A 26715-nucleotide genomic window follows, 5' to 3' on the forward strand; every position below is an offset into this window, starting at 1 on the left:
TTGCTTAGCATTTACCCATTTATGGTCTTGATTTCCATCTTGGTATTATGTGATGGTTCCCATGACTTCCAGTAATCAAAAGCCCTCTCTTCGTCTTTTTTCTTCAGCAGGTCATACCGTGGAATCCTAAAGAATTCTTTAAAGTCTTTAGCAGCCTGACGAAAGACTTTGCCAGCAAAAGAACGGTCTTTATAAGCTTGGCTATCCTTACCGCCAAGAGCCTTGATAACTTTGATTTTTCTCAAGTTTTCAAGTTCCAGACAAATGGACGGATTAACAGGTTGCTCATTTTTTAAATAATCAACATCCCCTGCTAACACTTCCTGATTTTTCTTTAATTCTTTTTGAGTTTGTAGAACCTGAATTAAAATATCTTCTTGGGTTAATTCGCTTGGTTGAATTGCAACTACTTCATGCGTCATAAGATTTCTCCCTCTAAGATTTGATTGTCTTTATTTCTGATTGCTTGTAAATCCGTAAAGAATCGGATGCCTCGATTGACGAAACTGTCGAACTCCTGACCAGCAACACCGTCAGTATGCAGGACTTTTTCTTCATCTGCGTAGATGAGACCGCCCATATTGGCAAGAAAATCATTCCCTTTCTGGATAAGGCTAAGGATATTCTTGTAGGAAGCGATTTTTTTCTGGTAGTCGTCCAACTGCCCTTGGGATTGCTGGATGGCTTTTGTCAATTCATCGTACTTGTTCGATTTTTCATCCACTTCTGCACGTTGAGCGTAGAGGTCTTTTAATTGCGCTTCAAGAAAAGCATTCCTTTCCTCTGCAGACTTGGCACGCTCTTCTAGTTTTTGACGATTCTGGAGAGCTTCTTGGTAGTCTGCTGGCATAACAGGAACTTCTTTCACGATTTCCTTAGTCGATTCTTGCCCCCTTTGCAGTTCCAGTATTTTTCTTTTAGCTGCAGAAAATTTTAACTTCAAATCTTGCAATTCTCTTACCGTTGGGTTATCACCTTGCTCAATCCTGTTAATTTGAGCTTGTTTCTCTTCTTCTGGAAGTGTTGCGATGAGATAAAGGGCTTTTGTCCCCAAATTTGTGTACGTGCCCAAATTTGGAATCTCTTCAGCTATTTTTATAAATCTACTTGCTTCTGTTCTAGCAATTCCTATACTCTCTACCCAACTTCCAAATTGACCGTGGGTAAGATTACGTTCTTTGACATGATTGAGTCGTCTGCCGATTTCCCAAATTGATTGCCCTGCAATTTGTTTGTGATGATTGATTTCTAGTTCAATCTGATTGAGGTTGTTTGATAAAGATATTTCATTCATTCCCTCTCCTCTCTAAATTCATCCAAGCTGACTTCCAGTGCGTCAGCGATTTTGCACATGTTCTTAAAAGAAATACGCTCGGTTTTGATATTTCTGATTGTATTTGGACTAATACCAGCTTTTTCAGCTAATGCCTTCTGTGTCATCCCTTTTTCAATCAACAAATGCTTAAACTTCTTCCACACACATTGCTCCTTTCCCCAATATATTGTATTTTAAACATATAAAAACACTACATATTGTTACTTAATTTATATTGTGTTATAATCATTCTTGACTAGGACCTCTCACGTTTTAGTCAAAATTCCAACAGAAAGGAGGAATCACCAGTGCAAAAAAGTTTATCTGAAATAGCCCACGATATAACCGTTTCTCTACTGCCAACATCATTAACAGAAACTTCTTCCAGTTTATGGCGAAACAGCGACAATGGCCATCTAATGGTAAATGCTAACGACATCATGGTGTACTACGCAGAACTTCACCACACCATCCTTGCGGCTCTAAAGAAAGAGTACGGGGAGAAGGGGGAGAACTATCCTCAATAACACGCTCTATGATAATCCCCTTACCTAGTCCAAGACTTCGTTTCACAGTTCTATACTGAACCTGCTTTTTACTATACGGATATTTTCTTGGTCTCATATTTATAATCCATTCCTTCCGTTTCATTTTTAAACACAAATCATTCCATCCTGTCTTTAATAAAGCAAAATAGATTTATTACAGCACAAACTACATTTACGATTGTTACTATGATTAGTCCTAGTTCGTTCATTTCGTTCTCCTTTCTAACTAAAGACTTCTAAAAAATCATAAATTAAATTTATTTCTAATTCTTTCAAGCTCATCATCTTGTATTTTTTTAAACCCGTTGATGCGCTTTTCTCTATCTCTTTTGCTGGCGTAGTATGTAGCAAAACCAATGACTATGTTGATAATGATAGTGAAATAAAACCATACTAGTTCGTTCATTCCGTTCTCCTTTATGTTTGTGATATAACGAAATCAAATACCAACCTCATTTCAAATCAGCTTGGCAATAAATTTTAAGTAAGACAGTAGCATGGTTGCTTTCAGCCGTGCTTTTTGTTTTGATTGCTTGCACACCTTTTAATTTTTGGTTATTCAAATAGATACCATCTTCTCTTATTTTTAGTTCGTTCATCTTCCCCTCCTACAACATATCTTCTACTCTACACCCTAGCGCCTTGGCGATGACCACCGCCTGCGACAGCGTCACCGCCTTCAGGTCGTTCTCGATCCGTGACAAGGTCGTGTAGTCTATCAGGGTTCGCTTAGCAAGCTCACGCAAACCCAGCTTTTGAGCCGTTCTCAGCTCCCTCATTTTCGCTCCGTACATCGACTTTTTCCTTTCTACTAATAGGTCTTTTCAAAACTGTTGGTACTTGTCAACAGTTTTGATAGAATTATTCTATCGATTTTGAAAAAGTTTGACCTTTTTTGATGTTAGGTGTTTTTATTTCACTTTTCGTGAAGTCTGAGGTGTGAATATATCGCCCAATTCTTTACCGAAATAATGGGCGATTTTGAACATTTCACTCAGTTTAAAATCTTGTTTACCTAATTCTTTGTTGCGATAGCTATTCTCACTTTTTCCGATAACATCTGCCATTTCTTTCTGAGAAATATTTTTTTCCTTCCTCAGTTTATATAAAAGAATTTGCAAACCATAATCACCTCCCTATCTGAAAATTAAATATAAAATTAGTACGATAATACCAGACCAGAACAATATACTCGGAATAAGTCCACCTCGAATTTCCAAGGAAGTTTTTGCATGATTGTCTTGATTCATCTTTTCGTAATCAAAGTTACCAAACAAGAATTTTTTCCAATCCATATTTTTCTCCTTTTTCTTGCAGGAGATACAGCCTATATGATACAATGACAGTACCCCTTTAAAGGGGAGGGGCTTTAGGTCAGCCCCTTAAGTTCCTACCACTCTATTGAGTAATGGAACTCAATTTTGAACCAGAGAATTTGGATTTTTAAGCCGAATTCTCTTTTTTTAGGTCTTTGTTCCTGTCGCCTCATTGGCTGCACCTCCTGTTTTATTTTGCTCTTGGAGCAACAACCTGCCAAGGATTCGAACCTTGGTGATACCAATCAGGCTACATTTAGTTTATCAAACATTCCTGCAAATGCTGCATCAAAACGAATGTCATCGATTTCCTCTTGAGTGAAACCAGAATCGAGAAGGTAACGCTCTTGACGTTCAATCTCTTCTGCTAACTCTGTCCATCCAAAAGCGAATTGACGGCAGTTAGTACAGAATGTTTCAAGTTGGCTGTAGAGGAAGTTTTCCTCGTAAGTGCCTTGGATTAAAGTTTCCTTAGCTACTGCTTTAAAGATGTTGATTGCTTTCTCGTTTAATGTATTCATGTTATTTCCCTCCGGTTTGTTTTTTGTTATTTCCTTAAGCTTGATTATATTATACCTCACTTTTCGTGAAGTGTCAACAGTTTTTTTGCGAAAAAACAAAAAAACTTTTCTTTCCGTGAATATTTTGTTATAATCTACTTAAGAAAACACTCAGGAGAAATATATGACTGACAAAGAATTAGCTATATACATTGGTACAAAAATAAAAGAATATCGGTTGCAGCGTGGATTAACACAAAAAGAATTAGCTACTTTAGTGGATATGGGGGATACAACTATAGCAAACTATGAAAAAGGTTTCCGTACTCCTAAAAAGAATACTTTGTTTAAAATATCCTCTGCTCTCAGCGTAACCATTGACGATTTATTTCCACCTATTCGTAAAGCAGACACCCCCACAGCGTCCCCAGATTTGCTCACACAGCAGATAACGGACAAGGTGGTACAATTAACCCCAGATAATAAAAAAATCGTGCTACGGACTTCTGAGGAGCTTCTGGAGAGGCAAAAAGCAAACGGCGAGATGTACACAGAGCAAAACGAAGAAGAAACGAAGAAAAACGAAGTATCGGAAGTTATCAGCTTGTACCAAGTTGAGGTTGTATCTGAGACGGCAGCAGCTTCTGGATTTAACTATGGATTTGGTTACGATGATACAGACAGAGAGACTATAGAGGTTGACGAGCAACCACCACGCCACGATATTGCGACTAAGGTCAGCGGAGACTCCATGCAGCCTGACTACCAAGACGGAGATATCCTCTATTTAGTAGACAAGGGACTGACTACCTACAACGGAGATTTGGCAGTTATCGCATATGGAGACCGTTCTTACTTCAAAAAGATCTATACCGAAAACGGACGCTTACGACTAGTGTCGCTCAATGACAAATACGAAGATATCATCCTAGACTTCCCACCAGCCGAAGACACACACATCAAGATCTATGCAGTTGTCGGGGTGTATAGAGAGGAATAAAACCAGCTGTTTCCTTTTTGGAAACAATTACTTGACAAAAAATAAAAAAAGAAGTACACTAATAATGTCAAAAGCCTTGTTCGTCAAGGATACGATATTTATTTATAAAGCCTTGTTCGTCAAGGACAAAACTGTCTGGTGTACTTCTAAGAGGTACACCTTATTTTATTATCTGGAGCATTATATGAAATTTCAACAAGGCGAAGTTTATCTAATCAACTTCCCACAAAAAGGTGGGAATGAATTTTACGGAAAACACTACGCTATCATCTTAACAACTCCTGACAAAGCTGATGGGACACTCCTAGTAGCACCTTTAACTGGTAAAAAATCAGGAAAGAAATATCGTGGTGGTATCACGATTGAAAATAGTAAATATCAAAATACTCCTTCCAAGCCCAAAGCCTATGCTTATGTCCGAAAAATCCAAGAAATAGACAAACGGAAAATCGTCTATAAAACAAAGAAAAAGATTGACAGCGATGGACAAGTAATGCTAGATGCAACAGGAAAAGAGTTATATGATAAAGTTTATAGACCAGCTTACAAGCTAGATACAAACGACCATAAAAAACTACTAGACAAGATAAAAGAAGTTCTTGGACTAGATTTATACTAAACAAACAATATTGACTTTTATCATAATTAGGGTTAGAATAGAATCATAAAGTCGCTTGACGACAAAATAGATGATACTGTCCCAAGAGGACATCTCTAGCCCTGCTCTTATGAGTTGGGCTTTTAATTTTTTATTTAACAACTATTTTCATTTTGGAAATAGTTGCGCAAAATGGAAATAAAAAAATGTGCAATAACTGATCCACATTAAAAGCTGAGAGAGGTTTCATTATGAATGAAGAACGCAAAGTTTTAGGTATTTTGGCTATTATTTTCGGAGCAATCGCTCTATTTGGGTCTTGGATGCCTATCATTAATAATTTTTCATTCATTCTAGCTATTTTAGCTCTTATCTTCGGTTTAATTGGTTTTGCAGTAAATCGAAAAAGACCAAAAACACTAGCTATTATTGGGACGGTTCTAGCAGTCGTGTCTATTGCTATTGTATTAGTAACTCAAGCAATGTACGCTAAATCATTGAAAGAACTAGGTAAAAACATTGAAGAGACTGTTAGCTCTGTAAGTTCTTCTATCGAATCATCTCAAAAAGAGGAAGATGCTAAATTTAACTGGACAAAAGAACAGTTTGATGCGCTTCAAGTTGGTGATATTATCAACTATGGAGCTGGTGGAACTAACTACGATGACGTTGCTAGCGTTCACGGAGAACCTAACAATGTGACAACTAGTTCAGTAAATGACCACGACAGCAAGACAGTATCATATACTTCTACTGGTAGCAAATATAAGAGCGTTATTCTTTCGTTTTCAAAACAAGACGACGGTTCTTTCTTGTTGACTTCTAAAGTCAGCTCAGGTCTAGAGTAAAAAAGACAACAAAAAATCCCCACACTCGCCATCGCCAAACTTTGAGTGTGAGGATTCAACTTTCCATCAAGCAAGCAATGGAAAGGATGATAAAAAAATACAACTATAGTTTATCATAAGTTCTACACCTTTTCAACTATGCGGGCAAGCAATCGAAAAGAAAGGACTTTTTTATGATAAAAAAATACATCACAAAAAAAGGAGAGACTAGATATCTCTTTCAAACATATTTGGGCATAGACCCTGCTACTGGAAAAGAAAAACGCACAACAAGACGTGGTTTTAAAACCATTAAAGAGGCAAAGGCTGCCGAACGTGACCTTCTCTTAGATGTTGAAGAGAATGGTTTTTCAAACAACGAAGATTTCCAGAACCCTACTTTCGCTGAAGTTGCTGATTTGTGGCTTGATAGCTATAAGAGCACTGTAAAACCAACAACTTATCAGAATACTAAGAAGAAACTTGATGTTATGATTGACTCATATTTTACAGATATGAAGATTCAACAGATCAGTGTAGCTTATTGTCAGAAGGTTGCTATCAAGTTAAGTAATCGCTATATCCTATATACCAATTACTACTCTGTAATCAGCCGTATTTTCAAGTATGCCGTTTCTCTTGACATCATTAAGTTAAATCCCTTGGACAAGATTATCAAGCCTAAAAATAGACCCTTAAAGGGCAAAGAGAACCACTATACAAAACAGGAACTAACGGAGTTTCTTAAAGTTTACAAAGCAAATTGTAAGCCAGTAGACTACACCTTTTTTCACTTGCTCGCTTTTTCTGGCTTGAGAACTGGAGAAGCTATCGGACTCATGTGGTCAGATGTTGACTTTGAAAATAAATTGTTAAGTATTTCTCGAACAGCTGTCGTAATTGGTGACAAACAAACTGTTCATGACCCTAAAACCAAAAAGAGTAAGAGAGTGATCACCTTAGATGATGAAACTCTGAATGTATTGAAACTCTGGAAACGTCAGCAAATAAAAGAATATTTTCAGGCTAGTGTGCCTTACAAACATGAATCGAATTATATTTTTACGAACAATAGCGGGGGATGGCTTTTAGCTGCAACTATGAAAGTGAAACTTTTAAGATTTTTTCGTAAACACAATAATCTTAAAAAAATTTCGCCTCACGGGTTTAGACATACACATGCTTCTCTCCTATTTGAAGCTGGTGTTACAGCCAAAATTATTTCGGACAGATTAGGTCATAATAATGTTCAAACTACCCTTGATATGTATACCCACATCAACGATAATCAACGTGTTGAAGTCGTTAATCAGCTTATGGATTTCATCCGATCCAGCTAAAAGTAGAGTCGTATTCAATTTCGTATTCACTTTTACTTAACACGATAGAAACCCACTGATTTCAAAGAATTAGCAAGCTGTGTACTATTTATGGTATAATAAGAGAATGAACTATCCAAAAATTGATTTAAAAACAATTCGTCAGGAGTCAAAACATTTTCAGGCTGACACCCCCCGTCTCTTTCTCCTCTATATCCTTCCCAGTATGCTGGTCATCTTATCTGGTTTTCTTAATCCCTTATCTCGGATCCACGGGACTGTTTTAGAACAGCCATTTTTCAGCATACTTGGTCAAATACTTCAAGCCTACCTCTTTCCTCTACTAGTCTCCTTTATCGGGACTGTTCTTTTGACCAGTTCCGTCTATGCAACACTGACACTCATGAAAGATTCTAAAACGGAGCCATCTGTAAAAAACAGCCTAGCTCTCTTTGATGAGGAGCGCTTTTCTCAAACCTTTTTGACCCTACTTCTCAAACGTTTCTATCTCTTTTTATGGAGTATCCCTAATTTACTTGGGATTTACTTCCTCTTTTATAGTAGCTTTTTAGCCAAAAAATTCGTCCCCCTACATCCTGAGTTTCCAAATCTAGATCTCTCATCAGTTGAAACCGAGCGTTTCCTCATGGTCTTTGGACTCTACTTTCTTGCAAGTCTCATCTTGATCATTGTAGGAAATATCCTCTATATTCCACAGTATTATGCCTATTCACAGGTGGAATTTCTTCTCTGTTATAGTCTAGACCTAGGACAGGCCTCACCAAGACGAATCCTAAAAACTAGCCGTTCCTTTATGAAGGGCTACAAGTTCCAGCACTTTGTCCTAGACTTACAGCTTCTTCCTTGGTACTTCCTCAATTGGATTACCTTTGGCATTGCTAGTTTTTTACTCCTACCTTATATCCAATGTACTAAAATCAGCTTTTATAGAGCAGTACTTAGAGCAGCACTTAGTAAAAAATACCAACTAAACTACCCCTGGTAGGGCTAGTTTTTCACTCCTACCCTACATTCAAATTAATAAAATGATTTTTTACCGAGCAGTATTGGCTCGAAAACGTCCAAAAGCTTGAAGGTTTTCCCTCAAGCTTTTTTCTATCAATGAGTTTCTCCGCCTACCAACTTGAGATCCTGATCTCCATGTTCTATCATGGCGCCGATTGCCGCTTCTATCCCTCGCCTAATATCCACTAAACTCATAGCTGGGGTAGTCGGTCGATTCACCACCTGTTCCATCATATAAGGAATATGCATAAAACCTGCCTTAACATGTGGAAATTTCTTTTCTACCAAATAGAGTGCCTGATACATCAAATGATTGCAGACAAAAGTCCCTGCCGTATTGGAAACAGAGGCCGGCAAGCCCTCTTTTTTTATAGCTTGAACCATCGCTTTAATCGGCAAACTGCTAAAGTAGGCCGAAGCACCATCTGGGCGAATGGAAAGGTCAATCGGTTGATTACCATCATTATCAGGAATGCGTGCATCGTCTTGATTAATGGCCACTCGTTCAGGCGTCAAGCTAGTTCTTCCACCTGCTTGGCCGATACAAAGGACAAAGTCAGGTTGATAATGGTTCATCTCTTCTTCCAATACATGGGCCGATTTGTGAAAGACTGTTGGCACTTCTAACCAACGAACCTCAGCACCATGGATTTCAGCTGGTAAACCTTTAATGGCCTCCAAAGCTGGATTGACCTTTTCCCCTCCAAAGGGCTCAAAACCTGTCACTAATACTTTCATTTCTAACTCCTCAAAACCATTTCAATAAAACTCTTTTCTTAAAGACAAGTATAACATATTTCCCTTATTCTAGAGTGAAAAGGACTAGCGAGACTAGTACCGACTTTCAAATTTATTTAAAGAGTAAAATACTAATCAAGGTCAGAATAGCTGGTCCACCTTGCTTCAAAATAATTTTTTTATCTGCTGTAAGAGAGCCATAAGCCGCAGCCCCAATCACAAATAAGACAAAAATAGTCACAATTTCTAAATTCTGTGAGAAATAAATTCCATACAAGAGAAAGACTCCTAGCAAAGCATTATAAATCCCTTGATTTTTAAACAATGAACTTACTGACGGACGAGCCAGTTCTTCCTTGTCCATGTTAAAGACACGACTAGTCGCATCTGATTGCGTTGCAATACTTTCCAAATAAAAAATGTAAAAATGCTCCAAAGCAACAATCGTTGCTAAAATGATTGTCATAATTGACATCTATTTCTCCTTAAATTTCTATATTCTCAATACCCAAAACTAATTTGTTTAATAAACAGCTGAGTTCTATTCTCTCAGACTCTGTTAAGATACTTTCCATCGCTTCCTTAACCTTGATATGATTCAGAGGGGGATTCTCCACTAACTGCTCCTTGGCATACTTCGTAGCCTCTACCAACACTTCCCGCTGATTTTTAGGATTGCGATGACGCTCCACCAAACCTTCCGTTTCCAAGATCTTGAAATGCCGTGTCAAAGCAGCCTGATCAATCTTCAAACGTTCCTGAACCGCTATTTGATTACAAGGGGAATACTTCAACAAAAATAATAAAATCTGATACCGTGTCAAACTAATCTCAAGTCTTTTTTCAAACAATTTCGTACTCGCTTGCTCAGACAAGCGGATTTGATACAGTAAATCTTGAATCTCTAACATGTCTTCTTCCTTTCTATTGACTAATCAATAGTTGACTAGTCAATTATAATGCAAAGCAAAATAGATTGCAAGAATTATGATTCAATCATTACAAAATGGTAACTTCCATTTCCCATTCATATTGATACTCAATGAAAATCAAAGAGCAAACTAGGAAGCTATCCGTAGGTTGCTCAAAGCACAGCTTTGAGGTTGCAGATAAAACTGACGTAGTTTGAAGAGATTTTCGAAGAGTATGACAAAGAAAAAACGAACGAGACTCACTTCCTACCACGAAAGCTAGATCTCATTCGTCAAAATGATATTACAAAGTCTGGTTTATCCATTCATTGAAACGTGAACGTGGTCATAGTGGTTTTCTGTCACGCTACCACGATCTGGCATTGGGTTCCAAGTATTAGCTGGCCCATATTTGCTATCGAATGGAGCATAGAAACGTTGTTTCCAGATGATGTAACTAATGCCACGGCTGGCCATATTTTGAATCGCATATTCCGCAATCTTATCCCCTAGTTCTGAGCCTTCTGGTACCATAAAGTCGATAGCCAAACCTTTTCCATGATCTCCACTGTCCCCTGGACGGTAACCACTAAAGGATGTGATGCCGAACAAGTTGGCTATTTCTTCTTTAAAGGCAGCCGTCTGTGGTTGAAGGCCTGCATTTTCAGATTTTGCTACTGCAAGTCCAGAATAATCAGGCGCAGCTGGAGCCGCATAAGTTGTTGAAACTGTTTTCTTCTCTTCTGGTTGATAAGTAGAAACTGCTGTTGTAGCTTCATTTGATGAGGCTTCTTCTGAACTTGTTGCAGTCGTTTCAGTTGCTTTTTCTTCTACTGGCGTTGTAGTTGCTTCCACTGCTGATTCAGCTTGAGGACTTGCTTGGGTTTCCTGCTTCTCAGTGGGAATCGTTGACTGAGGAGCTACTTCTGCAACTGCACTGCTTGTTTCGGCTGTTTGCTCCTCTGGGACAGAAGTCTCTGCAGATGGTGCCACTTCTTCTGAAGCAGTCACTGTCTCTGTAACTTCTGGACTTGCTGCTACTTCATTTTTGCTTGGAGCTTCTGCAATCGGTTGAGAAAGATCTACAACTTGAACAGTTTGATCATCTACGGTCACTTGATTGGTTGTCAAATCTGCTGTCGCAGTTGTCACTTCCTCACTAGAAGCTACTTGTGGTGTCTGGATTTCAACTTCTGTTACTTCTTCTGCTTCATTGACAGTCGTTGTCAAAACAGTTTCTGGGAAAATCAAGTCCATATTGGTGATTTTATTCAAATTCGCAAGAACTGTGACATCTACACCCAAGGCTTCTGCAATGGTGCTCAAAGTATCACCATATTGAACGGTATAACTTGTTTTGTTATCCGTTTTAGTCAAATCATTTTGGATTTGCTCAACACTACGTGCAGTCCAAAGAACTTCTTCTGCTTGGGTTGCCAATACTGGAGCAAATGACAAGGCTACTGTTGAGGCTAATAATATTCTTTTCTTCATTCTTTCAAATTCCTTTCAAATGAGTACCTGACTATGATAACACAAAAAATGCAGAAAAAAAGCCCTCTCGGGCCTATTTAACAGAACTGTCTATTCCTTGTAATAAACTCGATTACTTGAAATAGTTTGTTAGGTCTCTGTCACAAAACTGACACAATCTTTTTATCGCTCAGCCTCAAAAATACGGGAAATATCTGCTAAGGCTTGAATCCTGTGATTGCCTTCATAAGTCGACTCTAAAAAATTGATACTTTGAATCCTACTATTCTGGGCAAATTCCACATCCAAAGTTCGATCTCCTATATAATAAGTATTATCAAGATTCAACTGATACTTGTCTATCAGATAGGTAGCTGCTTCTGGACTTGGCTTGCGCGCAAAGCCATTCTGACTGGTTAGAATCTCTGTAAAATAGGATTCCAGCCCCAGATCTCTTAGAATAGTAAAAGCATTGTCTCTCTTATGAGTGTAAACAAACTGCTGAATTCCTGATTCGTCTGCCCAAGCTAGCACATCACGCGCACCTGGCATCAAAACTACCTGAGCATTCTTCTCAGCCAAACTCTGGGCACGCACCTGATTTAGCACTTCCACATACAACTTTCTCTCTTCTGCCACCCGCACAAGCAAATCTTGCACCGAATACTTGAGGATAAACTCTCTCACCTTCTCCTTATCATAAGGAATAGCAAACTGAGCAAAAGTCTCCTCAATCCCTGACAAAATCGCTTCGTAAGAGTCCAATAAAGTCCCGTCTAAATCCCAAATAAAAGCTGTTTTTTGCATTTCCTATCCTTTCAAGCTCATATAACGCTGGTAACGGTAACGTAGAAATAACCAACGAAAACCATTATCCAAAAGAGTTCCGGCCCAAATACCGGGCAAGCCCCAACCAAGCACAATTCCCATCAGATATCCTGTTCCAATGCGGATACACCACATTCCTATACTTGTCGCATAAAAGGGAAGCCGAGCATTGCCCAAACCCTGCCAGACTGCTGTATAGATGACTGTTCCTGTCGTCATAGGGGTTCCAAGTAGTGAAAAAAGTGTTACTAGAACACTGGCCTCCACCGCTAGAGGATCAGTCGTATAGAGATGAGTTAGTGGTATACCCAAAGCATAGATACTGAAGGTCAAGGGTAACATGAGAACCAGAGAGAGCCAAAAGGTTTGCTTGCTCAAACTAGCGACTCTTTCCCAATCATCTTCTCCAACCGCTCGAGCTACCAGCATGACTGTTGCTGTAGCCACACCAAAGGCAGGCATATAGTTAAACTGGGTCAAGACTTCTCCGACTGCATTCCCAGCCACTGCCTCCGTTCCAAAAGAAACGACCAAGGCAATGATCACGACATCTCCAGCCCGCATCATAAGACGTTCTCCAGCTGCTGGTAAAGCCAAGATCAACAATTCCTTATCTAAACCAAAAGTTGGCTTCGCATAAGGCAGTTTTAATTGTGACCACAAAATCACAAGACCTACCAAACGAGACAGAATAGTTCCCCAAGCAACACCAGCTATTCCCATATCAAGAACAAAAATAGCTAGACTGGAAAAGAGAATATTCAAGGCATTGGATAAAAAACTAACATAGAGGGGCAAACGTGGATTATGCGTTGCACGAATCAAGGAACCCATACTGGTCATCAAGCCCAAAAGAACAATCGATCCGCCTACCAAGGATAGGTAGAGTCCACCACTCTCAGCTACATCTCTCTCCGTCCCCAAAAGTCCTATCATCTCTTTCCCAGCGAAGATGGACAAAGCTCCCAAAAGAAAACTTAATAGTAAGGTAATCTTCAAGGCCTCAGTCACATGATAGACTAGCTTAGACTGATCCTTCTGCCCCAAACTTTTTGAAATAACACTGGAAATAGCAGCTCCCAGAGCGATGAAAATCGCCTGGTAAATGGTGATAATATTGCCAGCTACTGATACACCCGAAATAGCTATCAAGCCCAAGTGGGCTACCAAGTAACTATCCACCATCCCCATGAGCATCTGCAAAAAGTTTTCGCCCATAGCTGGCAAGGCAATATTAAGAATGTCTTTATTTTTCTTAAACAATCCTTCCTCCTGATGAAAAGAAACTCAGTTGGTTTCCCAACCGAGTTTACTCCCTCTGTCTTAAAGTCCTAGATAAGCCTCAACCGCTGCTTGCATGTCAGCAGCCGCCACAGTTGTCTTATGACGAACTGGAGCTGTTTCAAGGCCATCAACTGCTGGTGGCACTGCAACTCCTGAGATTTCATGTAATTGAACCAAGGCTTCAAAGTCAGTTAAGCCTGCTTTTCCTGTTACAGCTTCTACTGCAACTACTGGGAACTTGTATGGACTAGCTGTTGATGCAATCACTGTCTTAGTCGCATCGCCAGTAGCCGTTTGGTATTTCTTATAAACTGCAGAGGCAACCGCCGTATGTGGATCCTCGATATAAGAATCTGACTCATAAACTCGCTTGATTTCTGCCGCTGTTTCTTCCTCAGTCGCATATTCAGCTGCAAAGAGGTCCAAAATCTCTGCATCAAAATTAGTCAACTCATATTGACCTTGGCTATTCAAAGCATTCATGAGTTCAGCTGTCTTAACCGCATCATTACCTAAAAGATGGAAAATGAGACGCTCCAAGTTTGAAGATACCAAAATATCCATAGATGGGCTAGTTGTTACCTTAAACTCACGCTTCTTATCATAAACACGTGTCTTAAAGAAGTCTGTCAAAACATTGTTGTCATTTGAAGCACAGATCAATTTACCAACTGGGAGACCGATTTGTTTGGCATAAAAGGCAGCCAAAATATTTCCAAAGTTTCCTGTTGGTACTGTGAAATTGACCTTATCACCAGCCACGATCTCAGCAGTCTTGACCAACTGAGCGTAAGCATACACATAGTAGGCAATCTGTGGCACCAGACGACCAATGTTCATCGAGTTAGCTGATGAAAATTGCAACTTGTTGGTAGCCAATTTTTCACGAAGAGCCACGTCGTTAAACATGTGCTTCACATTTGTTTGCGCATCGTCAAAGTTACCATCTATAGCGATAACATGAGTATTGTCACCAGTCTGAGTGGTCATTTGCAACTCTTGAACCTTGCTGACACCATCCTTTGGATAAAAGACGATAATCTCAGTACCAGGCACATCCGCAAACCCCGCCATAGCAGCTTTCCCAGTATCACCAGATGTCGCTGTTAAGATGACAATTTTGTTCTCCAAACCATGTTTCTTAGCAGCAGTCGTCATAAAGTATGGCAAGATAGACAAGGCCATATCCTTAAAGGCAATTGTTGAACCATGGAACAGTTCCAAGTTGTATTGCCCGTCTAATTTCACCAAAGGCGCTATAGCTGGAGTATCAAACTTACTATCGTAGGCATTGTTGATACAGTAGTCCAACTCCTCAGCTGTAAAGTCATCTAAAAATGCTGACAAAACTAACTTAGCAACTTCCTGATAAGAAGCATCTTGCAATTTGTCAAAGTCCAAATCTACCTTTGGATAAGTAACCGGTGTAAACAAACCACCGTCCGTAGCCAAACCTTGCAAAATAGCTTGGCTGGCAGTTACTGTATTTTTCGCATCACGCGTTGATTGATAAACTAATGTCATTACTCTCTATCCTTTATCTATAGTCTCTTCCATTATATCATGATTTTTCAGAAAATTCTCCCTTTATAAAAGAAATTATAGTCCCAATTCTTTCTTCAAAGGCTCTAAATAAATCATTTCTTGCTTATTTCTCATCTCCAGTCCTTCCTCAGATAGGATAAGTAAGTCTTTGGAAAATTCAATAATCGTAGTTTCTTCCTCATCTGTAAGCTTTTTCTTAGAAAATTGTCGTCTTAAAAACTTATAATCACAATCAAATTTCTTAAAGAAAGGTGCTGTTTCTAAGTAAGCTACTAACTTATTTAAATTAACCAACAATCCCAAATGAAAGGCTGCAGAAGCAAAAGTCCTATCAAGTGGCTGTGTACACACACTACGAAACTCAACTGTTCCTCGAGTCGTTAAGTCTTGGTACTGATAACTACGATGAGTTTCAAAATCCTTCTCTTGAGGGTAAATAAGAATCTCATCCCCATTAAGAGCATATGCTTGGATTTCAGATGTAGCCAAATAGTCCCTAGCCTGAATCGGATAAAAATAATAGGTTTGTCCATCACGTTCCGCAGTAAAAATTGCAGAATGATCTAGATAGTCAAAAAAATCATCCTCATCATCAAAGAGTCTAGCATTAACCCCAACATTCTCTGGATAGATGCCATGCATCGATTCTTCCCAGAAGATGTCCCTTGCAATTTTCGTATCCCAATCCGCACCCGAAAACTCAGAGTTTGCAAATAAATAAGCCTTAACTGCTTCAATTTGGGTAAAAGCATTAATCACCCGTAGGTAGTTAGACTTTGAAACATCCAGCTGGACCTGACTCCCACAGATAAAAGCACCATATTCAGGGAAATGATGTAAATCTGATTTAGTAATATTTCTACTCAAATTCAAATAATCCATCAACATCTGATAGCGTGGATAAGCCACTGGACAATTCTCATTTTTATCCCAGTTGGGATGAATACCGCAACCAACGATAGCATGATTGGATTCGCCTAATTGTCTCTGAATTACATCCATATAATTATTGAAACGATTTTCGACCTCTTGAATCGTTTCAGCCTTACCAAACGCAAACTCAATCGTTGTATAGGAAACTTCAAATAAAATAGCATCCTGACTTATCGGATCTACTAACTGGATAGGATTGCCAAAATCATCTACCTTTTCTACAATGAAATCCAGAGCGGAAACTAAATAATGAAATAGATCCTTTATAATTTCAACATTTGTAGCATCCCCTTCCAAGTTTACAACAGGATACTCCAACTCAATTCCGACAAACAATTCAGGATTTTCTTTAATATTTTTCAGATACCGATGTTTTAATAAATCGATAGAACGAGACATACTATCCTACACTTTCTTAATCTAAATAAAATTTGAATAACTATAATTATACCAAAACTAATATAAAAAAGGAACGAAGAATAACAACGTTCCTAACTCTATACTATACCGGCGGCCGGGGTCGAACCGGCACGTCCTTGCGGACACTGGATTTTGAGCCCAGCAGGCTTTAGTATTTAAGATTTTATATCTTTATAAGTCAGCATAATCAACGTTATAAAAAAACAATTTTTATTATTAAAAAAACAATTTTTTTGTTTTTAGTAACTTTTTAGGAACTAGCGTATTCACCTATTTTATTTCTTCATCAATTTTATAATATTCCTTTATGTATTCATAGTACTTATAAATTGCTTGGTTAAGAATGTAGGCTTTCGTCACCTTTCCTTCATTCTTCGCAAAAATCTCTTGAATTTTATCTAATTCTTCTGATGAACGTTTTGTCATATAAAATGCAATCTGCTTTTCCACTATAATTCTCCTTTATTTATATCTAACTTTATTCTAACAAAAAAGCTAGCAAATAACTAGCTTTTCGATTGACAAAAACCATTTATTGGGTTATACTATCTTTAAACTAGTCTTAGACTAATTTATGACTAGCATATAGCTATTTTTAAAAGAAAGGAGCTAGTATGAACGAATTGGAACAGGAAGCTTTAGATTACTTCTATGAAGAATTGGAAAGCTATTATGATGAAGACGAACAAGGAGACATCTATGATGGATACGACTTTTAGCACTTCCTCATTTCAGGCATACATCACACAGGAGCATTTGCTCCCTCAATTAACATTAAAGAGAGGACAAAATGATGAATACATTAAAAACTGAACAATATCAAGAAGCACGAGATAGATTAGATACTCTTGATACCGTTTTTACACTCAGCCCTAGTCTCATTAATCAATGGGAAAATGGGAAATTGTGTTATTCTTATCTCACCCCATCGGGTGGAATTTTAGCTCCAATTGATATAGACACTGATAAAGCACATTATAGAGAGCTAGTAAATGAGTATGAAACCAGAACAGGAAATCTTGTTTACCTTGTTATTGCAAATAATCATCTAATAAATCTTCTTTACGTCAGTAAAGCAGAAAAAGGAATTTCAACGGCAAAACAAGCTAAAATTTGGCAAAAGGAGTTTAATAACAATATTTTTGGCTGGGTAAATGCTTGTATAATCAATCCTAATAATCCTACATCATCTGTACACGAGGATATTTTTATAGGTATATGTCAAGGTGTCCTTGGTAGAATTAAATAATAGTAAGAGGAGATTTTCTCCTCTACTACTATTCTAAATAGAAAGGTTTATTTATATATGAAAAAAATGACAGTATCCACTTGGAACATCAATCAACGTTCAGGAAAAGGAAAACAAATTCCTGAAATGATTGTACATGAATTAGCTAAACAAAATTCAGATATCGTCTGCTTAACAGAGTACGTAAAAGGAAAAAATCACTCTGAATTTTGTGAGCAACTAAAATCTTTAGGTTACTCTTTATTTATGTATCCTGAACATATCAAAAAATTTCAAAATGAAGTCTTGATAGCCATAAAAACAAAATTCGTTACACTTCCCCGAATAACAACTTTCCCAGAGGAGGAGTTCCCCGATTTTCTACATCTACAAATTGATTTTGAAGGTGCTCCCTTGCATATCATTGGTGCGAGAATAAAAATTGCTGACATTGATGATACACTCCCCTATAAGAGAAAATTACCACTTTTAGTCAAGGACGCTAAAGAACGCTTGCTACAAATTGAGTATATTACAGAATATGTTCGTAAATTAAACGGGAACATTCTTCTTATGGGCGATTTTAACAATTTTCACTACTTTGAACATCAAAAAATAGACTCATGGGAACATGATAAGGAGTTTTTACAAAATTATTATTCTTACCCTCTCTTAGTCGCAAAAATGACCGAAGTAAATCTTGCCACCTATTCTCCTACAGGTAATTATGATGAGGTCTATTCATGGATTAATCCAGGAACAAGGGCAGATAATATAAAACGCTATATTAGAAACGACCATTTATTTTCCAACTTAACAGAAATCAGCGATATTAAATATAGCTGGGAGTTCACTAAAAATCCCAAATATCAAAATAAAGTCGGATTCCCCGACCACGCTATCTTATCGGCAACTATCTCTTTATAGTTGTCCTTAAAATACTTGCTCATTAGAGGAGGTAAAGTAAAATGAGTGATAATTTAAAAGCATATATATTTCTTTTAGGATTTCTGATATTAGCTGGCATAGCAATTTTTATATTCCCTCAAGGACATTTCTTTTCGAATTCTATCCTTATCCTTGGGTGTATTCCACTGCTTATCTCAACATATTATTTCGCAAAAATCAAGCTCTTAGGGTTTTACGAACTTTTAAAAGAGCTTTTAGATAAAATAAAAGGTATCTAACTAATATGTTTAAATTAAGACAAAGTGCTGATTTAACCAAAACTTATATTATTACTAGCAGTAAATTGAAGACAGTACATTTTTCAATAATAGCACTCACTATCTGCATTATATGTGCTATTATTGCCAATATAAGGGCTCCAACTTTTGTTCAAATTCTCTTCATATTTTTAGGTGGATTTATTATCTATAAAATTCATCTGAAAATAAAAATTTTTCGATATAACTTAGAGTATTACCTTATTATACGTGAGAGCTTACTTTATGTACTCCACACAAACAGACTTTATACCACATCTAAAGATAGTTCAGGCTATGAAAAAATCATCAGAAGTGCAGCATTAGAATACGAGATAGATAGACAAAAAGGTCATGTTCTTATCAAAGCTCTTATAACGGGCGATGAATTTACAAAAAAACTTCAAGCTCTTGATGATTTGCTTTGTGGCGCGCTTGGACTAGAGCTTGACGAGAAGATTCTTCGGGCTAGTGTTGCAGAGTATCATTTCTATTACATAAAACCAAAAAGGTTAGTTCTACAATCTCACAACCAAAGACGAGAGATAGATAGCCTTGATATAGATTTAGGATATGGTGTAAATTATAACCCAATAAAATGCCCACATATTTTAGTATCAGGAGGAACAGGGAGCGGAAAGTCTGTCTTCATATCTTTCCTGATTTTAGAACTTCTCAAACGGCAATCAACAGTCTATATTGCTGACCCTAAAAATAGTGATTTAGGCAGTTTGTCACACTATATTGGAGATAAATATGTATCTACAAACCCTAACAATATCGCACGAGTTGTTCGATTAGTCGTCGAGGCAATGACGGCACGCTATCAAATTATGCGTGATAACTTTCAATACGCTTCAAATTTTTCAGAGCACGGCTTTAAGCCGATATGGTTGATATTAGATGAAATGGGAGCATTTCAAGCTTCAGGAACGGATAAAAAATCAAAAGAAGTTATAGTTGAAGTTATGGACGGTATCAAGCAAATCATTCTACTTGGGCGACAAGCTGGGGTATTTATCCTAATTTCAGCTCAACAAATGAGAGCCGAAACCTTAAATACCGACCTTAGAGATAACCTAGGCTTGAGAATTGCTCTTGGTGCAAATTCTAGCGAGGGTTATCGAATGGTCTTTGGTTCTGCTACCCCTGATAAATTAAAGCCAATTGAGGTAAAAGGGGCTGGCTATCTTTACATGCAAGGTTCAGGAAAAGAAACGGCTCAATATTGGGAAAGTCCTTATCTTGATACAACACAATTCGATTTTATAAAAGAACTACAATTATATATAACAAAGTTAAAATAATTTCAATAGATATTTTTGCTTAAATTCAATAGATTTTCAGCAAAAATATCTGTTCCTCATCGCTCTGCGATGATAGAAAAGAGGTACACATGAAGTTGAATGATTTTTTAAAGCCAGAACTGCTTGGCAACAAATTTCTAGCAGTAAAAGGCTATACAGAAGTATTAGACAGAGAGACTAATAAGCCCGTAGCTTTAAGACTTAACGTGTCAATTCAAGACGAAAACTCAGATTTTTTTATGGAGATGATACAAGTCAAAGTAAATACATTATCCCCTACTGCTTCTGTTCAAGAGATGACGAATAATAAAACTTGTCCTGTTAGTCTTAAAGATTTAAACGTAGGGCAATTCAATGGAAATTTGTGGTTCGCTTGTTCTGATGTTTTACCTGTAACAAAATAGCTAAGATTAGATAATATATAAAGGAGTTTTACAATGCAAACTTTTAACTACGATGATTTTAAGAATGAAAAGGGGATTGTTTCATTTTCTGAAGCAGAACAAATCTATTCTAGTCTCCTTAATTCCTCCAATCAACTTGATAAAGAATTTCAAGAAGAATGGACAACATTTGTGCTTCTATGCGTAGAGTATGCCTCTGCACGTGGTAAATGGCTCACACTCTCAAGAGAAGAGAAACTTACCAGCGATGAATCTAGAACTGTTACTCACAATAAAGTTATTTATCAACTAAAGATTTTAAAAGGTTTAGCAAGTGAACAGGGCAATGATGTTGCTTGGTTTGAAAAATTTAACGATGACAGAAAACGTATTGGGGATTTTGCTTGCTATGTAGCTTATATCTATGCCTTAAATGCTCGATAGACAATTAGAGGATATTATGGCTATATATTACTCTATGTCTGATATTCATGGAAATTATTAAATAACATCTTAAGAATAATTAATTCTATTTATCTATCATCGAAACAATGTGCTATAACTTAATTCGATTCTTAGACTAATATCAAAAATAAAGAGGGGAATATATATGAAGACGTTATTAATTGGTGATTTACACTTAAAATCTCAACTGATTTTACCCATTGTTGACAAAATTATCCAAACACATAATATTAAGAGAATCATTTTTCTTGGTGATTACGTTGATTTACATGGTCAAACTAACAATATCCAACTTTATGCCAAAGACCTCACTTTTTTATACTCTTGGAAAATAGATAAAGAGCAAAACGGAATAGATGTAATTAATCTTATAGGTAATCATGATGCTTATTATTTACTGGGAGAACAAGCTCCTTTCTCAATTCAAAATTTAGAAGTGTTTTTCGCAGTTAAAGAATTGTTGCAGGATTTGAAATTACAAGTAGCTTATCAACTAGATGATTATTTAGTCAGTCACGCTGGTTTCAATCTGATATTTGACCCAAAAGAATGGCATTTTAACCTCTATACCAAAGAGCATGAAGAAGAATTAGATATTCTAGCTTATACAATAGGACCAATGCGTGGTGGGAAAGCTCTTGGGGGTTCTCCTTTATGGGCACATTTTAGAGAATTAGAACTGCTTCCCAACCAAGACTTTCCTAAACAAATTGTTGGGCATACCCCTAAAGAATCTATTGATATTTCTAAAAATGTTATTGGTATAGATACTTTTTCATTATATATTGACAAAGATAATAAATATCAATTTATTGGTAACGGAGATTTGCTCGTTTATGACCAAGGACATTTTGAGGTCATTTCAACAGACTGGGCAACAGACAAAATATTAAAACAATTACCACGACTATGAATTTAATAGCTACTTCTCATCATGTACCTAAGCAAAACTGCCGACAAGCAGTCGGCAAGCTGGAAGCGTCTTTAGCGGAGCGGTGCTTAGTCACATGATAGAAGTAGGGAGGAGCTTTGCTCCTCCTAGTTTATTTATTATATAGACAATCTTTTGGCGAAAGCTATAACAAAGGTGCTTTTTTTTATGAGTAATTATAATAAAAAAATTATTCGCACCGCTTCCTATATTGAAATTTGGGAATATGAAAAGCCAATATTTTCAAAAGGAAAATCCATTTTAGATACTGATACTAAAAGCAAGGAAAAATCACAACGTAGAACATTTGATGAACTTACACCTGAAGAACAAGAACAACGTCTGGAGCGTATGAAAAAAACTCGCTTAGAAGCAAAGTGGAACTTATTAAGATTAGTTGATTGTAATTATAATGACAATACTTCATTTCTAACCCTGACCACTAAAGAAAATATTAGCGACAGAAACCACTTCAAAGACTTACTAAAAACTTTTATAAAACGCTTTAACTACCACATCTTTAATACCAAGAAAAGTAAATTAAAATATTTAACAGTATTAGAAAAGCAAAAACGTGGAGCATGGCATGCTCATATTCTGCTTTTCAGCGTTCCTTATGTACCACACCGTCAACTCTTGGAACTTTGGGGACATGGAGCAGTACGGATAAATAAAGTTGATGTAGACAGCAAAGAAAATCGCGGTCGATATGTCACAAAGTATTTTGAAAAAGGGATTGGACAAGAATTGTTGGAAAACTTCGGAAAGCAAGCCTATTTTTCATCACGCAACTTAAAAAAGCCTGATGAAGATAGATTTTATACTTATGAAGATTTTAATTATGATAGTTCAGTCGTACTATATGAAACGGAATACATTAGTAAAGTCTATAAAGACGGTCAGTATTTCGATAATCATGTAAAGTATAAGAAAATAAAACTAGATGAATAAAGGAGTAAGTTACATGATAGCAACTGTTACTAAGAATGACCTAGTTGCCCTTGGTTTCTCTGAGGGAACATCTAAACGTATTATCCGCCAAGGGAAAGAGCTACTGATAACACGAGGCTTTACAGTCTATCAGAATAAACGAATTGGTACTATACCTGCTACTATTGTAAGCGAATTACTCGGTTTTGATGTTCAAAACAGTACCCTCAAGGAGTAAAATATGGCAATTAGAAAAGGTAAAGACGGTAATTGGATAGTTGATATTAGCAACGGTTTTGACCCAATAACACTAAAGCAACGTAGAATTGTCAGAAAGGGCTATAAGACGAAAAAAAAAGCTATTGAGGCAGAACACTACTTACGAAGTGTAGAGTTAAAAGAACGCTTCTATGGGGCTAAAATAACTATCCCCATACTATATGAACTACTAAAGGAAGAAGATAGTATAAATCATCGAAAAGCAAGCTATATCAATACACAAGATAATAATTACAACAAACACATCAAAGATTATTTTTCTATGGTAGATAATGTCGGAAAACTAACCTATGAAGACATCTACCAATTTAGAGAACATCTTAGGCAAAAAGTAGCTAAAAATTCTGATAAACCGTTAAGCACAAATACTATCAACAAAATCATGATTTTACTCAAAAAAATTTTTGATGTTGGTTTGCGAAAAGGCTATTACTCCTCCAATCCAGCAAAATTGATAAAAAAGTTGCCAATTGAAAAAACAAAAATGCAATTTTGGACAGTCAAAGAATTTCAGAAGTTTTTGACACTATTTGAACCCGAAGAATATAATATCAAACTACTCTTTACTGTTCTATTCTTTACAGGATTAAGACTTGGGGAAGCTCTTGCCCTAACATGGCAAGACATCGACTTTTCAAGTAATACAATTCATATCACGAAATCTGTCTATGTTAATAAAGGAGTAACTCATATCAGCACAACAAAAACTAAAGCAGGAACAAGAAGAATTGTCATCAATAAAAAATTAAGCCAAGAATTACAAGATTGGGAAAAGCAACAAAAACATCTATTAGAGCAATTTACCAATAATAGCCTAACATTACAAGTGTTTCAAAATAGTCCTATCACAATTACAAAAAATGCAGTTGAAAAACAATATAAGAAAATACTTGAACGTGACAGCACACTAAAAAAGATACGCATACACGATTTTAGGCACTCACACGCTTCCCTGCTGATTAACCAAGGGGAAGATTATCTAGTTGTAAAAGAGCGACTAGGACATGCTTCTATAACAACCACGATTGATACCTACTCTCACTTGTACCCAAGTAAGCAAAAGGATTTAGCTGATAAACTAGATGAATTACTATAAAGTAATTGAGTTTTATAAATGGAAAGTTTATAATTAAATCATGGATACATCACAAGCAATAAAAGCACATGAAGTAGCTAAAAAAGCACACTTTGGACAAATTGATAGAGCAGGAATTGACTACATTAAACACCCTGAAACAGTAGCTAGTTTTGTCGCAACTGATGAAGAGAAAGCTGTCGCCTATCTACATGATGTAATTGAAGATACTTCACTAACCCTACTAGACCTAAAAAAGGAAGGTTTTTCAAAAAATATTATAGAAGCCGTCGATATACTCACAAAGAAAAAAGGACAAGATTATCAATCTTATCTCAATCTAGTAAAGAAAAATGAACTCGCTAGAGTTGTAAAGTTGGCGGATTTACGGCATAATTCAGATTTAACAAGACTACCATTAATTACTGAAAAAGACTTAGAGAGAAATAAGAAATACAGTTCTGCTATTAGATTTTTAAGAGCAAAGAAAAAAAGTTAGTAACTAAACTATAAAATTTTATAAAGAGAAAACAAAAGACAAGGCTTATAAACTTTGTCTTTATTACTATACTGGCGGTCGGTCTCGAACTGGCACATCCTTGCAGATACTACAATTTTATTAAAATAAATAACTATAAAAAGTGAAATTTTTTATTGAGAAACTTTTAGACTAGGAGTATAATGTATCTAAAATAACTATTAGGTGGCTGTTATATGAATAATGTTGTTACTACACAAATTTCTATTCAACTTAGTCAAGAGTTAAATTCTTTATTAAATGCTATTGTTGAAGAAAATAATACAACAAAGACTGACTTTATTAGACAAGCTGTTATAGAGAAAATTGAAGATATGTATGATATTAAGGTCGCTGATGAAGCTTATAAAAAATGGGTTGAATGTGGCAAAAAAACTATCTCACATGAAGAAATGATGAGACGCTATGGCTAAATTATACGCAATATCTGATATACATGGATACTTGGATGAATTCAGAGACGCTCTCAATAAAGTAAATTTAAACGATAAAGATAATCGCCTATTTTTACTAGGAGATTATCTTGATAATGGACTTCAATCTTTTCAAGTCATTTCCAAAATAATCGAACTTGAGGAGGTTTATCCTAATCAAATTATTACTCTTCTAGGGAATCATGAAGAATGGTTTTATGATTGGTTGATTTTAGATAAACCTACTGCTTCAGCATTTCCAGAAACAATAAAAAGCTTCTTCTCTCCAGAGGAATTGAACTATATTTTTAAATCGAATGCTAACAACTTTGAAACAGCTGTTAGAAATGAAATTAAAAATAATATCAAATTCAACCCATTTATAAACTGGTTTAAAAAACGATATAGGGATGAACGCTATTATGAAACTGAAACCCAAATTTTTGTCCATGCTGGCATTGATGAAGAAGCAGGAAAGCTTTGGAAAGAACTAACGAGTTCAGAGATATTTACAAACAAATTTCCTATTACCACTGGTAGATTTCATAAAGCTATTATTTCGGGCCATATTGCTTCTTGGGAAGTAGCTAAAGATAGAAGATACCTGGGTAAGATTTACTATGATAGTAAAAGTCATTACTTTATTGATGGAGATGTAACGAATAGCAAAACAATACCTGTTCTTTACTATGATACAATTACCCAAAAATATCACTTTCTATAACTTTTAATCATGTGCTTTTATATGAAATTAGTAATTATTAGTAACAATTCCAAGAAATTTCTTATGACATAACAAAAAGACAAGGTTTCTAACCCTTGTCTTTTCTACTATACCGGCGGCCGGGGTCGAACCGGCACGTCCTTGCGGACACTGGATTTTGAGTCCAGCGCGTCTGCCAATTCCGCCACGCCGGCAAATAGTAACTGGGGTAGCTGGATTCGAACCAACGCATGAGGGAGTCAAAGTCCCTTGCCTTACCGCTTGGCTATACCCCAATAATATAAAATAGGCGAGTGATGGGGATCGAACCCACGCATGCCAGAGCCACAATCTGGTGTGTTAACCACTTCACCACACCCGCCATAATTCTATTAACACGGGCAGTAGGAATTGAACCCACACTGAAGGTTTTGGAGACCTTAGTTCTACCTTTAAACTATGCCCGTAAAATGGAAGGGGAGGGATTCGAACCCCCGAACCCGAAGGAGCGGATTTACAGTCCGCCGCGTTTAGCCTCTTCGCTACCCTTCCAAAATATATAAATGGCGCGAGACGGAATCGAACCGCCGACACATGGAGCTTCAATCCATTGCTCTACCAACTGAGCTACCGAGCCTTATTGCGGGAGCAGGATTTGAACCTACGACCTTCGGGTT

37 protein-coding genes and 7 tRNA genes (1 of these 44 running past the window's edge) are annotated in these 26715 nt (G+C 36.9%); 19 read left to right on the forward strand and 25 right to left on the reverse strand.

From position 1 onward, the window contains the following. Positions 1-11 precede the first annotated feature (11 nt). Genes OC529_RS02550 through OC529_RS02560 form a run of 3 tightly spaced genes read right to left on the reverse strand, consistent with a single transcriptional unit; the run spans position 12 to position 1479 of the window. A complete protein-coding gene (locus OC529_RS02550) occupies positions 12-422 on the reverse strand; it encodes an ORF6C domain-containing protein (RefSeq protein ID WP_166731633.1) in 411 nt (136 codons plus the stop codon). Then, positions 419-1294 (reverse strand): DUF3102 domain-containing protein, encoded by an 876-nt coding sequence (locus OC529_RS02555; RefSeq protein WP_262081413.1) that lies wholly within the window; start codon positions 1292-1294, stop codon positions 419-421. Before OC529_RS02555 ends, OC529_RS02550 begins: the two co-directional genes overlap by 4 nt. Continuing rightward, positions 1291-1479, reverse strand: a complete 189-nt coding sequence (locus OC529_RS02560; RefSeq protein WP_166731631.1) for a helix-turn-helix domain-containing protein — start codon at positions 1477-1479, stop codon at positions 1291-1293. Before OC529_RS02560 ends, OC529_RS02555 begins: the two co-directional genes overlap by 4 nt. A gap of 144 nt (positions 1480-1623) precedes the next feature. On the opposite strand from OC529_RS02560, the gene OC529_RS02565 reads away from it, so the two are divergent. Further along, the gene (locus tag OC529_RS02565) at positions 1624-1842 is read left to right on the forward strand and encodes a hypothetical protein (RefSeq protein WP_262081414.1); all 219 of its coding nucleotides are present in this window, start codon (positions 1624-1626) and stop codon (positions 1840-1842) included. A gap of 265 nt (positions 1843-2107) precedes the next feature. Here the strand turns inward: OC529_RS02565 and OC529_RS02570 are convergent, their stop codons facing one another. The 6 genes from OC529_RS02570 to OC529_RS02595 form a co-directional block, all read right to left on the reverse strand. Then, positions 2108-2269 carry a hypothetical protein gene (locus tag OC529_RS02570; RefSeq protein ID WP_262081415.1) on the reverse strand — a complete coding sequence of 54 codons (162 nt, stop codon included), beginning with the start codon at positions 2267-2269 and terminating at the stop codon, positions 2108-2110. A gap of 46 nt (positions 2270-2315) precedes the next feature. Beyond that, positions 2316-2462 (reverse strand): hypothetical protein, encoded by a 147-nt coding sequence (locus tag OC529_RS02575; protein ID WP_262081416.1) that lies wholly within the window; start codon positions 2460-2462, stop codon positions 2316-2318. Positions 2463-2471: 9 nt separating this feature from the next. Next, positions 2472-2657, reverse strand: coding sequence for a helix-turn-helix domain-containing protein (locus OC529_RS02580; protein ID WP_000274132.1), 186 nt, complete (start codon positions 2655-2657; stop codon positions 2472-2474). Positions 2658-2774: 117 nt separating this feature from the next. After that, complete coding sequence (locus OC529_RS02585; RefSeq protein WP_001166514.1) at positions 2775-2984, reverse strand: helix-turn-helix transcriptional regulator; 210 nt, start codon at positions 2982-2984, stop codon at positions 2775-2777. A gap of 15 nt (positions 2985-2999) precedes the next feature. After that, positions 3000-3158 carry a hypothetical protein gene (locus OC529_RS02590; RefSeq protein WP_153300024.1) on the reverse strand — a complete coding sequence of 53 codons (159 nt, stop codon included), beginning with the start codon at positions 3156-3158 and terminating at the stop codon, positions 3000-3002. Between the two features lie 266 nt (positions 3159-3424). Continuing rightward, complete coding sequence (locus OC529_RS02595) at positions 3425-3700, reverse strand: hypothetical protein (protein ID WP_173303013.1); 276 nt, start codon at positions 3698-3700, stop codon at positions 3425-3427. Between the two features lie 163 nt (positions 3701-3863). Between OC529_RS02595 and OC529_RS02600 the strand changes: the two genes are divergently transcribed. The 5 genes from OC529_RS02600 (at position 3864) to OC529_RS02620 (ending at position 8429) form a co-directional block, all read left to right on the forward strand. After that, complete coding sequence (locus OC529_RS02600; protein ID WP_262081417.1) at positions 3864-4679, forward strand: S24 family peptidase; 816 nt, start codon at positions 3864-3866, stop codon at positions 4677-4679. A gap of 184 nt (positions 4680-4863) precedes the next feature. Continuing rightward, a complete protein-coding gene (locus OC529_RS02605; RefSeq protein WP_262081418.1) occupies positions 4864-5298 on the forward strand; it encodes a type II toxin-antitoxin system PemK/MazF family toxin in 435 nt (144 codons plus the stop codon). Between the two features lie 230 nt (positions 5299-5528). Then, complete coding sequence (locus OC529_RS02610; protein ID WP_262081419.1) at positions 5529-6125, forward strand: DUF308 domain-containing protein; 597 nt, start codon at positions 5529-5531, stop codon at positions 6123-6125. A 173-nt stretch (positions 6126-6298) separates the two neighbouring features. Beyond that, on the forward strand, positions 6299-7444 hold the full coding sequence (locus OC529_RS02615; protein WP_262081420.1) for a tyrosine-type recombinase/integrase: 1146 nt from the start codon (positions 6299-6301) through the stop codon (positions 7442-7444). Between the two features lie 106 nt (positions 7445-7550). After that, positions 7551-8429, forward strand: coding sequence for a DUF975 family protein (locus OC529_RS02620; protein WP_173275484.1), 879 nt, complete (start codon positions 7551-7553; stop codon positions 8427-8429). 113 nt (positions 8430-8542) lie between these two features. Here the strand turns inward: OC529_RS02620 and pcp are convergent, their stop codons facing one another. From pcp to OC529_RS02670, 9 genes are all read right to left on the reverse strand, one after another. Continuing rightward, positions 8543-9187 (reverse strand): pyroglutamyl-peptidase I, encoded by a 645-nt coding sequence (gene pcp / locus OC529_RS02630; RefSeq protein ID WP_173275487.1) that lies wholly within the window; start codon positions 9185-9187, stop codon positions 8543-8545. A 112-nt stretch (positions 9188-9299) separates the two neighbouring features. After that, entirely contained in the window at positions 9300-9662 is a 363-nt protein-coding gene (locus OC529_RS02635; protein WP_218764768.1) for a DUF1304 domain-containing protein, read from the reverse strand. Between the two features lie 10 nt (positions 9663-9672). Next, positions 9673-10098 (reverse strand): MarR family winged helix-turn-helix transcriptional regulator, encoded by a 426-nt coding sequence (locus OC529_RS02640; RefSeq protein ID WP_262081421.1) that lies wholly within the window; start codon positions 10096-10098, stop codon positions 9673-9675. 318 nt (positions 10099-10416) lie between these two features. Then, entirely contained in the window at positions 10417-11592 is a 1176-nt protein-coding gene (locus OC529_RS02645) for a LysM peptidoglycan-binding domain-containing protein (RefSeq protein ID WP_262081422.1), read from the reverse strand. A 162-nt stretch (positions 11593-11754) separates the two neighbouring features. Continuing rightward, complete coding sequence (locus tag OC529_RS02650) at positions 11755-12378, reverse strand: HAD family hydrolase (protein WP_173218876.1); 624 nt, start codon at positions 12376-12378, stop codon at positions 11755-11757. A 3-nt stretch (positions 12379-12381) separates the two neighbouring features. Further along, positions 12382-13662 carry an MATE family efflux transporter gene (locus tag OC529_RS02655; RefSeq protein ID WP_173253265.1) on the reverse strand — a complete coding sequence of 427 codons (1281 nt, stop codon included), beginning with the start codon at positions 13660-13662 and terminating at the stop codon, positions 12382-12384. A gap of 60 nt (positions 13663-13722) precedes the next feature. After that, entirely contained in the window at positions 13723-15207 is a 1485-nt protein-coding gene (gene thrC / locus OC529_RS02660; protein ID WP_262081423.1) for a threonine synthase, read from the reverse strand. Positions 15208-15282: 75 nt separating this feature from the next. Beyond that, on the reverse strand, positions 15283-16560 hold the full coding sequence (locus OC529_RS02665) for a gamma-glutamylcysteine synthetase (protein ID WP_262081424.1): 1278 nt from the start codon (positions 16558-16560) through the stop codon (positions 15283-15285). 291 nt (positions 16561-16851) lie between these two features. Further along, entirely contained in the window at positions 16852-17031 is a 180-nt protein-coding gene (locus tag OC529_RS02670) for a hypothetical protein (protein ID WP_000414803.1), read from the reverse strand. Positions 17032-17371: 340 nt separating this feature from the next. On the opposite strand from OC529_RS02670, the gene OC529_RS02675 reads away from it, so the two are divergent. From OC529_RS02675 to OC529_RS02735, 13 genes are all read left to right on the forward strand, one after another. Continuing rightward, a complete protein-coding gene (locus OC529_RS02675) occupies positions 17372-17830 on the forward strand; it encodes a hypothetical protein (RefSeq protein WP_000982223.1) in 459 nt (152 codons plus the stop codon). Positions 17831-17887: 57 nt separating this feature from the next. After that, entirely contained in the window at positions 17888-18736 is an 849-nt protein-coding gene (locus OC529_RS02680; protein WP_262081425.1) for an endonuclease/exonuclease/phosphatase family protein, read from the forward strand. A gap of 41 nt (positions 18737-18777) precedes the next feature. Beyond that, positions 18778-18996: a hypothetical protein gene (locus OC529_RS02685; RefSeq protein ID WP_001282605.1), complete on the forward strand. Its 219-nt coding sequence runs from the start codon at positions 18778-18780 to the stop codon at positions 18994-18996. A 5-nt stretch (positions 18997-19001) separates the two neighbouring features. After that, on the forward strand, positions 19002-20321 hold the full coding sequence (locus OC529_RS02690; protein ID WP_000475575.1) for an FtsK/SpoIIIE domain-containing protein: 1320 nt from the start codon (positions 19002-19004) through the stop codon (positions 20319-20321). An 89-nt stretch (positions 20322-20410) separates the two neighbouring features. Beyond that, positions 20411-20725: a hypothetical protein gene (locus OC529_RS02695; RefSeq protein ID WP_000772801.1), complete on the forward strand. Its 315-nt coding sequence runs from the start codon at positions 20411-20413 to the stop codon at positions 20723-20725. A gap of 33 nt (positions 20726-20758) precedes the next feature. Beyond that, positions 20759-21148: a hypothetical protein gene (locus tag OC529_RS02700; protein WP_001192943.1), complete on the forward strand. Its 390-nt coding sequence runs from the start codon at positions 20759-20761 to the stop codon at positions 21146-21148. Positions 21149-21314: 166 nt separating this feature from the next. Next, positions 21315-22082 (forward strand): metallophosphoesterase family protein, encoded by a 768-nt coding sequence (locus OC529_RS02705; RefSeq protein ID WP_000854384.1) that lies wholly within the window; start codon positions 21315-21317, stop codon positions 22080-22082. Between the two features lie 186 nt (positions 22083-22268). After that, the gene (locus OC529_RS02710; protein ID WP_262081426.1) at positions 22269-23051 is read left to right on the forward strand and encodes a Rep protein; all 783 of its coding nucleotides are present in this window, start codon (positions 22269-22271) and stop codon (positions 23049-23051) included. Between the two features lie 13 nt (positions 23052-23064). Then, positions 23065-23268: a DUF3173 domain-containing protein gene (locus OC529_RS02715; RefSeq protein WP_000562210.1), complete on the forward strand. Its 204-nt coding sequence runs from the start codon at positions 23065-23067 to the stop codon at positions 23266-23268. A gap of 3 nt (positions 23269-23271) precedes the next feature. After that, positions 23272-24405 carry a tyrosine-type recombinase/integrase gene (locus tag OC529_RS02720; RefSeq protein WP_262081427.1) on the forward strand — a complete coding sequence of 378 codons (1134 nt, stop codon included), beginning with the start codon at positions 23272-23274 and terminating at the stop codon, positions 24403-24405. 40 nt (positions 24406-24445) lie between these two features. Continuing rightward, positions 24446-24883, forward strand: coding sequence for an HD domain-containing protein (locus OC529_RS02725; protein WP_000381519.1), 438 nt, complete (start codon positions 24446-24448; stop codon positions 24881-24883). 215 nt (positions 24884-25098) lie between these two features. Continuing rightward, positions 25099-25335: a type II toxin-antitoxin system RelB family antitoxin gene (gene relB / locus OC529_RS02730; protein ID WP_001067147.1), complete on the forward strand. Its 237-nt coding sequence runs from the start codon at positions 25099-25101 to the stop codon at positions 25333-25335. Further along, complete coding sequence (locus tag OC529_RS02735; RefSeq protein WP_261075634.1) at positions 25328-26059, forward strand: metallophosphoesterase; 732 nt, start codon at positions 25328-25330, stop codon at positions 26057-26059. Before relB ends, OC529_RS02735 begins: the two co-directional genes overlap by 8 nt. A gap of 110 nt (positions 26060-26169) precedes the next feature. Here OC529_RS02735 and OC529_RS02740 read toward each other — a convergent pair. The 7 genes from OC529_RS02740 to OC529_RS02770 all read right to left on the reverse strand — a co-directional run. Continuing rightward, positions 26170-26253, reverse strand: a tRNA-Leu gene (locus OC529_RS02740). A gap of 9 nt (positions 26254-26262) precedes the next feature. Then, positions 26263-26334 (reverse strand) — tRNA-Gln (locus tag OC529_RS02745). Positions 26335-26347: 13 nt separating this feature from the next. Beyond that, a tRNA-His gene (locus tag OC529_RS02750) sits at positions 26348-26420 on the reverse strand. Positions 26421-26434: 14 nt separating this feature from the next. Further along, positions 26435-26505: transfer RNA gene (locus tag OC529_RS02755), tRNA-Trp, on the reverse strand. Positions 26506-26509: 4 nt separating this feature from the next. After that, positions 26510-26590 (reverse strand) — tRNA-Tyr (locus tag OC529_RS02760). Positions 26591-26602: 12 nt separating this feature from the next. Next, a tRNA-Phe gene (locus tag OC529_RS02765) sits at positions 26603-26675 on the reverse strand. A gap of 3 nt (positions 26676-26678) precedes the next feature. Continuing rightward, positions 26679-26715: transfer RNA gene (locus tag OC529_RS02770), tRNA-Met, on the reverse strand; it runs 37 nt beyond the window's last position.

It is taken from the genome of Streptococcus sp. Marseille-Q5855 (assembly GCF_946901985.1).
Taxonomy (GTDB): domain Bacteria; phylum Bacillota; class Bacilli; order Lactobacillales; family Streptococcaceae; genus Streptococcus.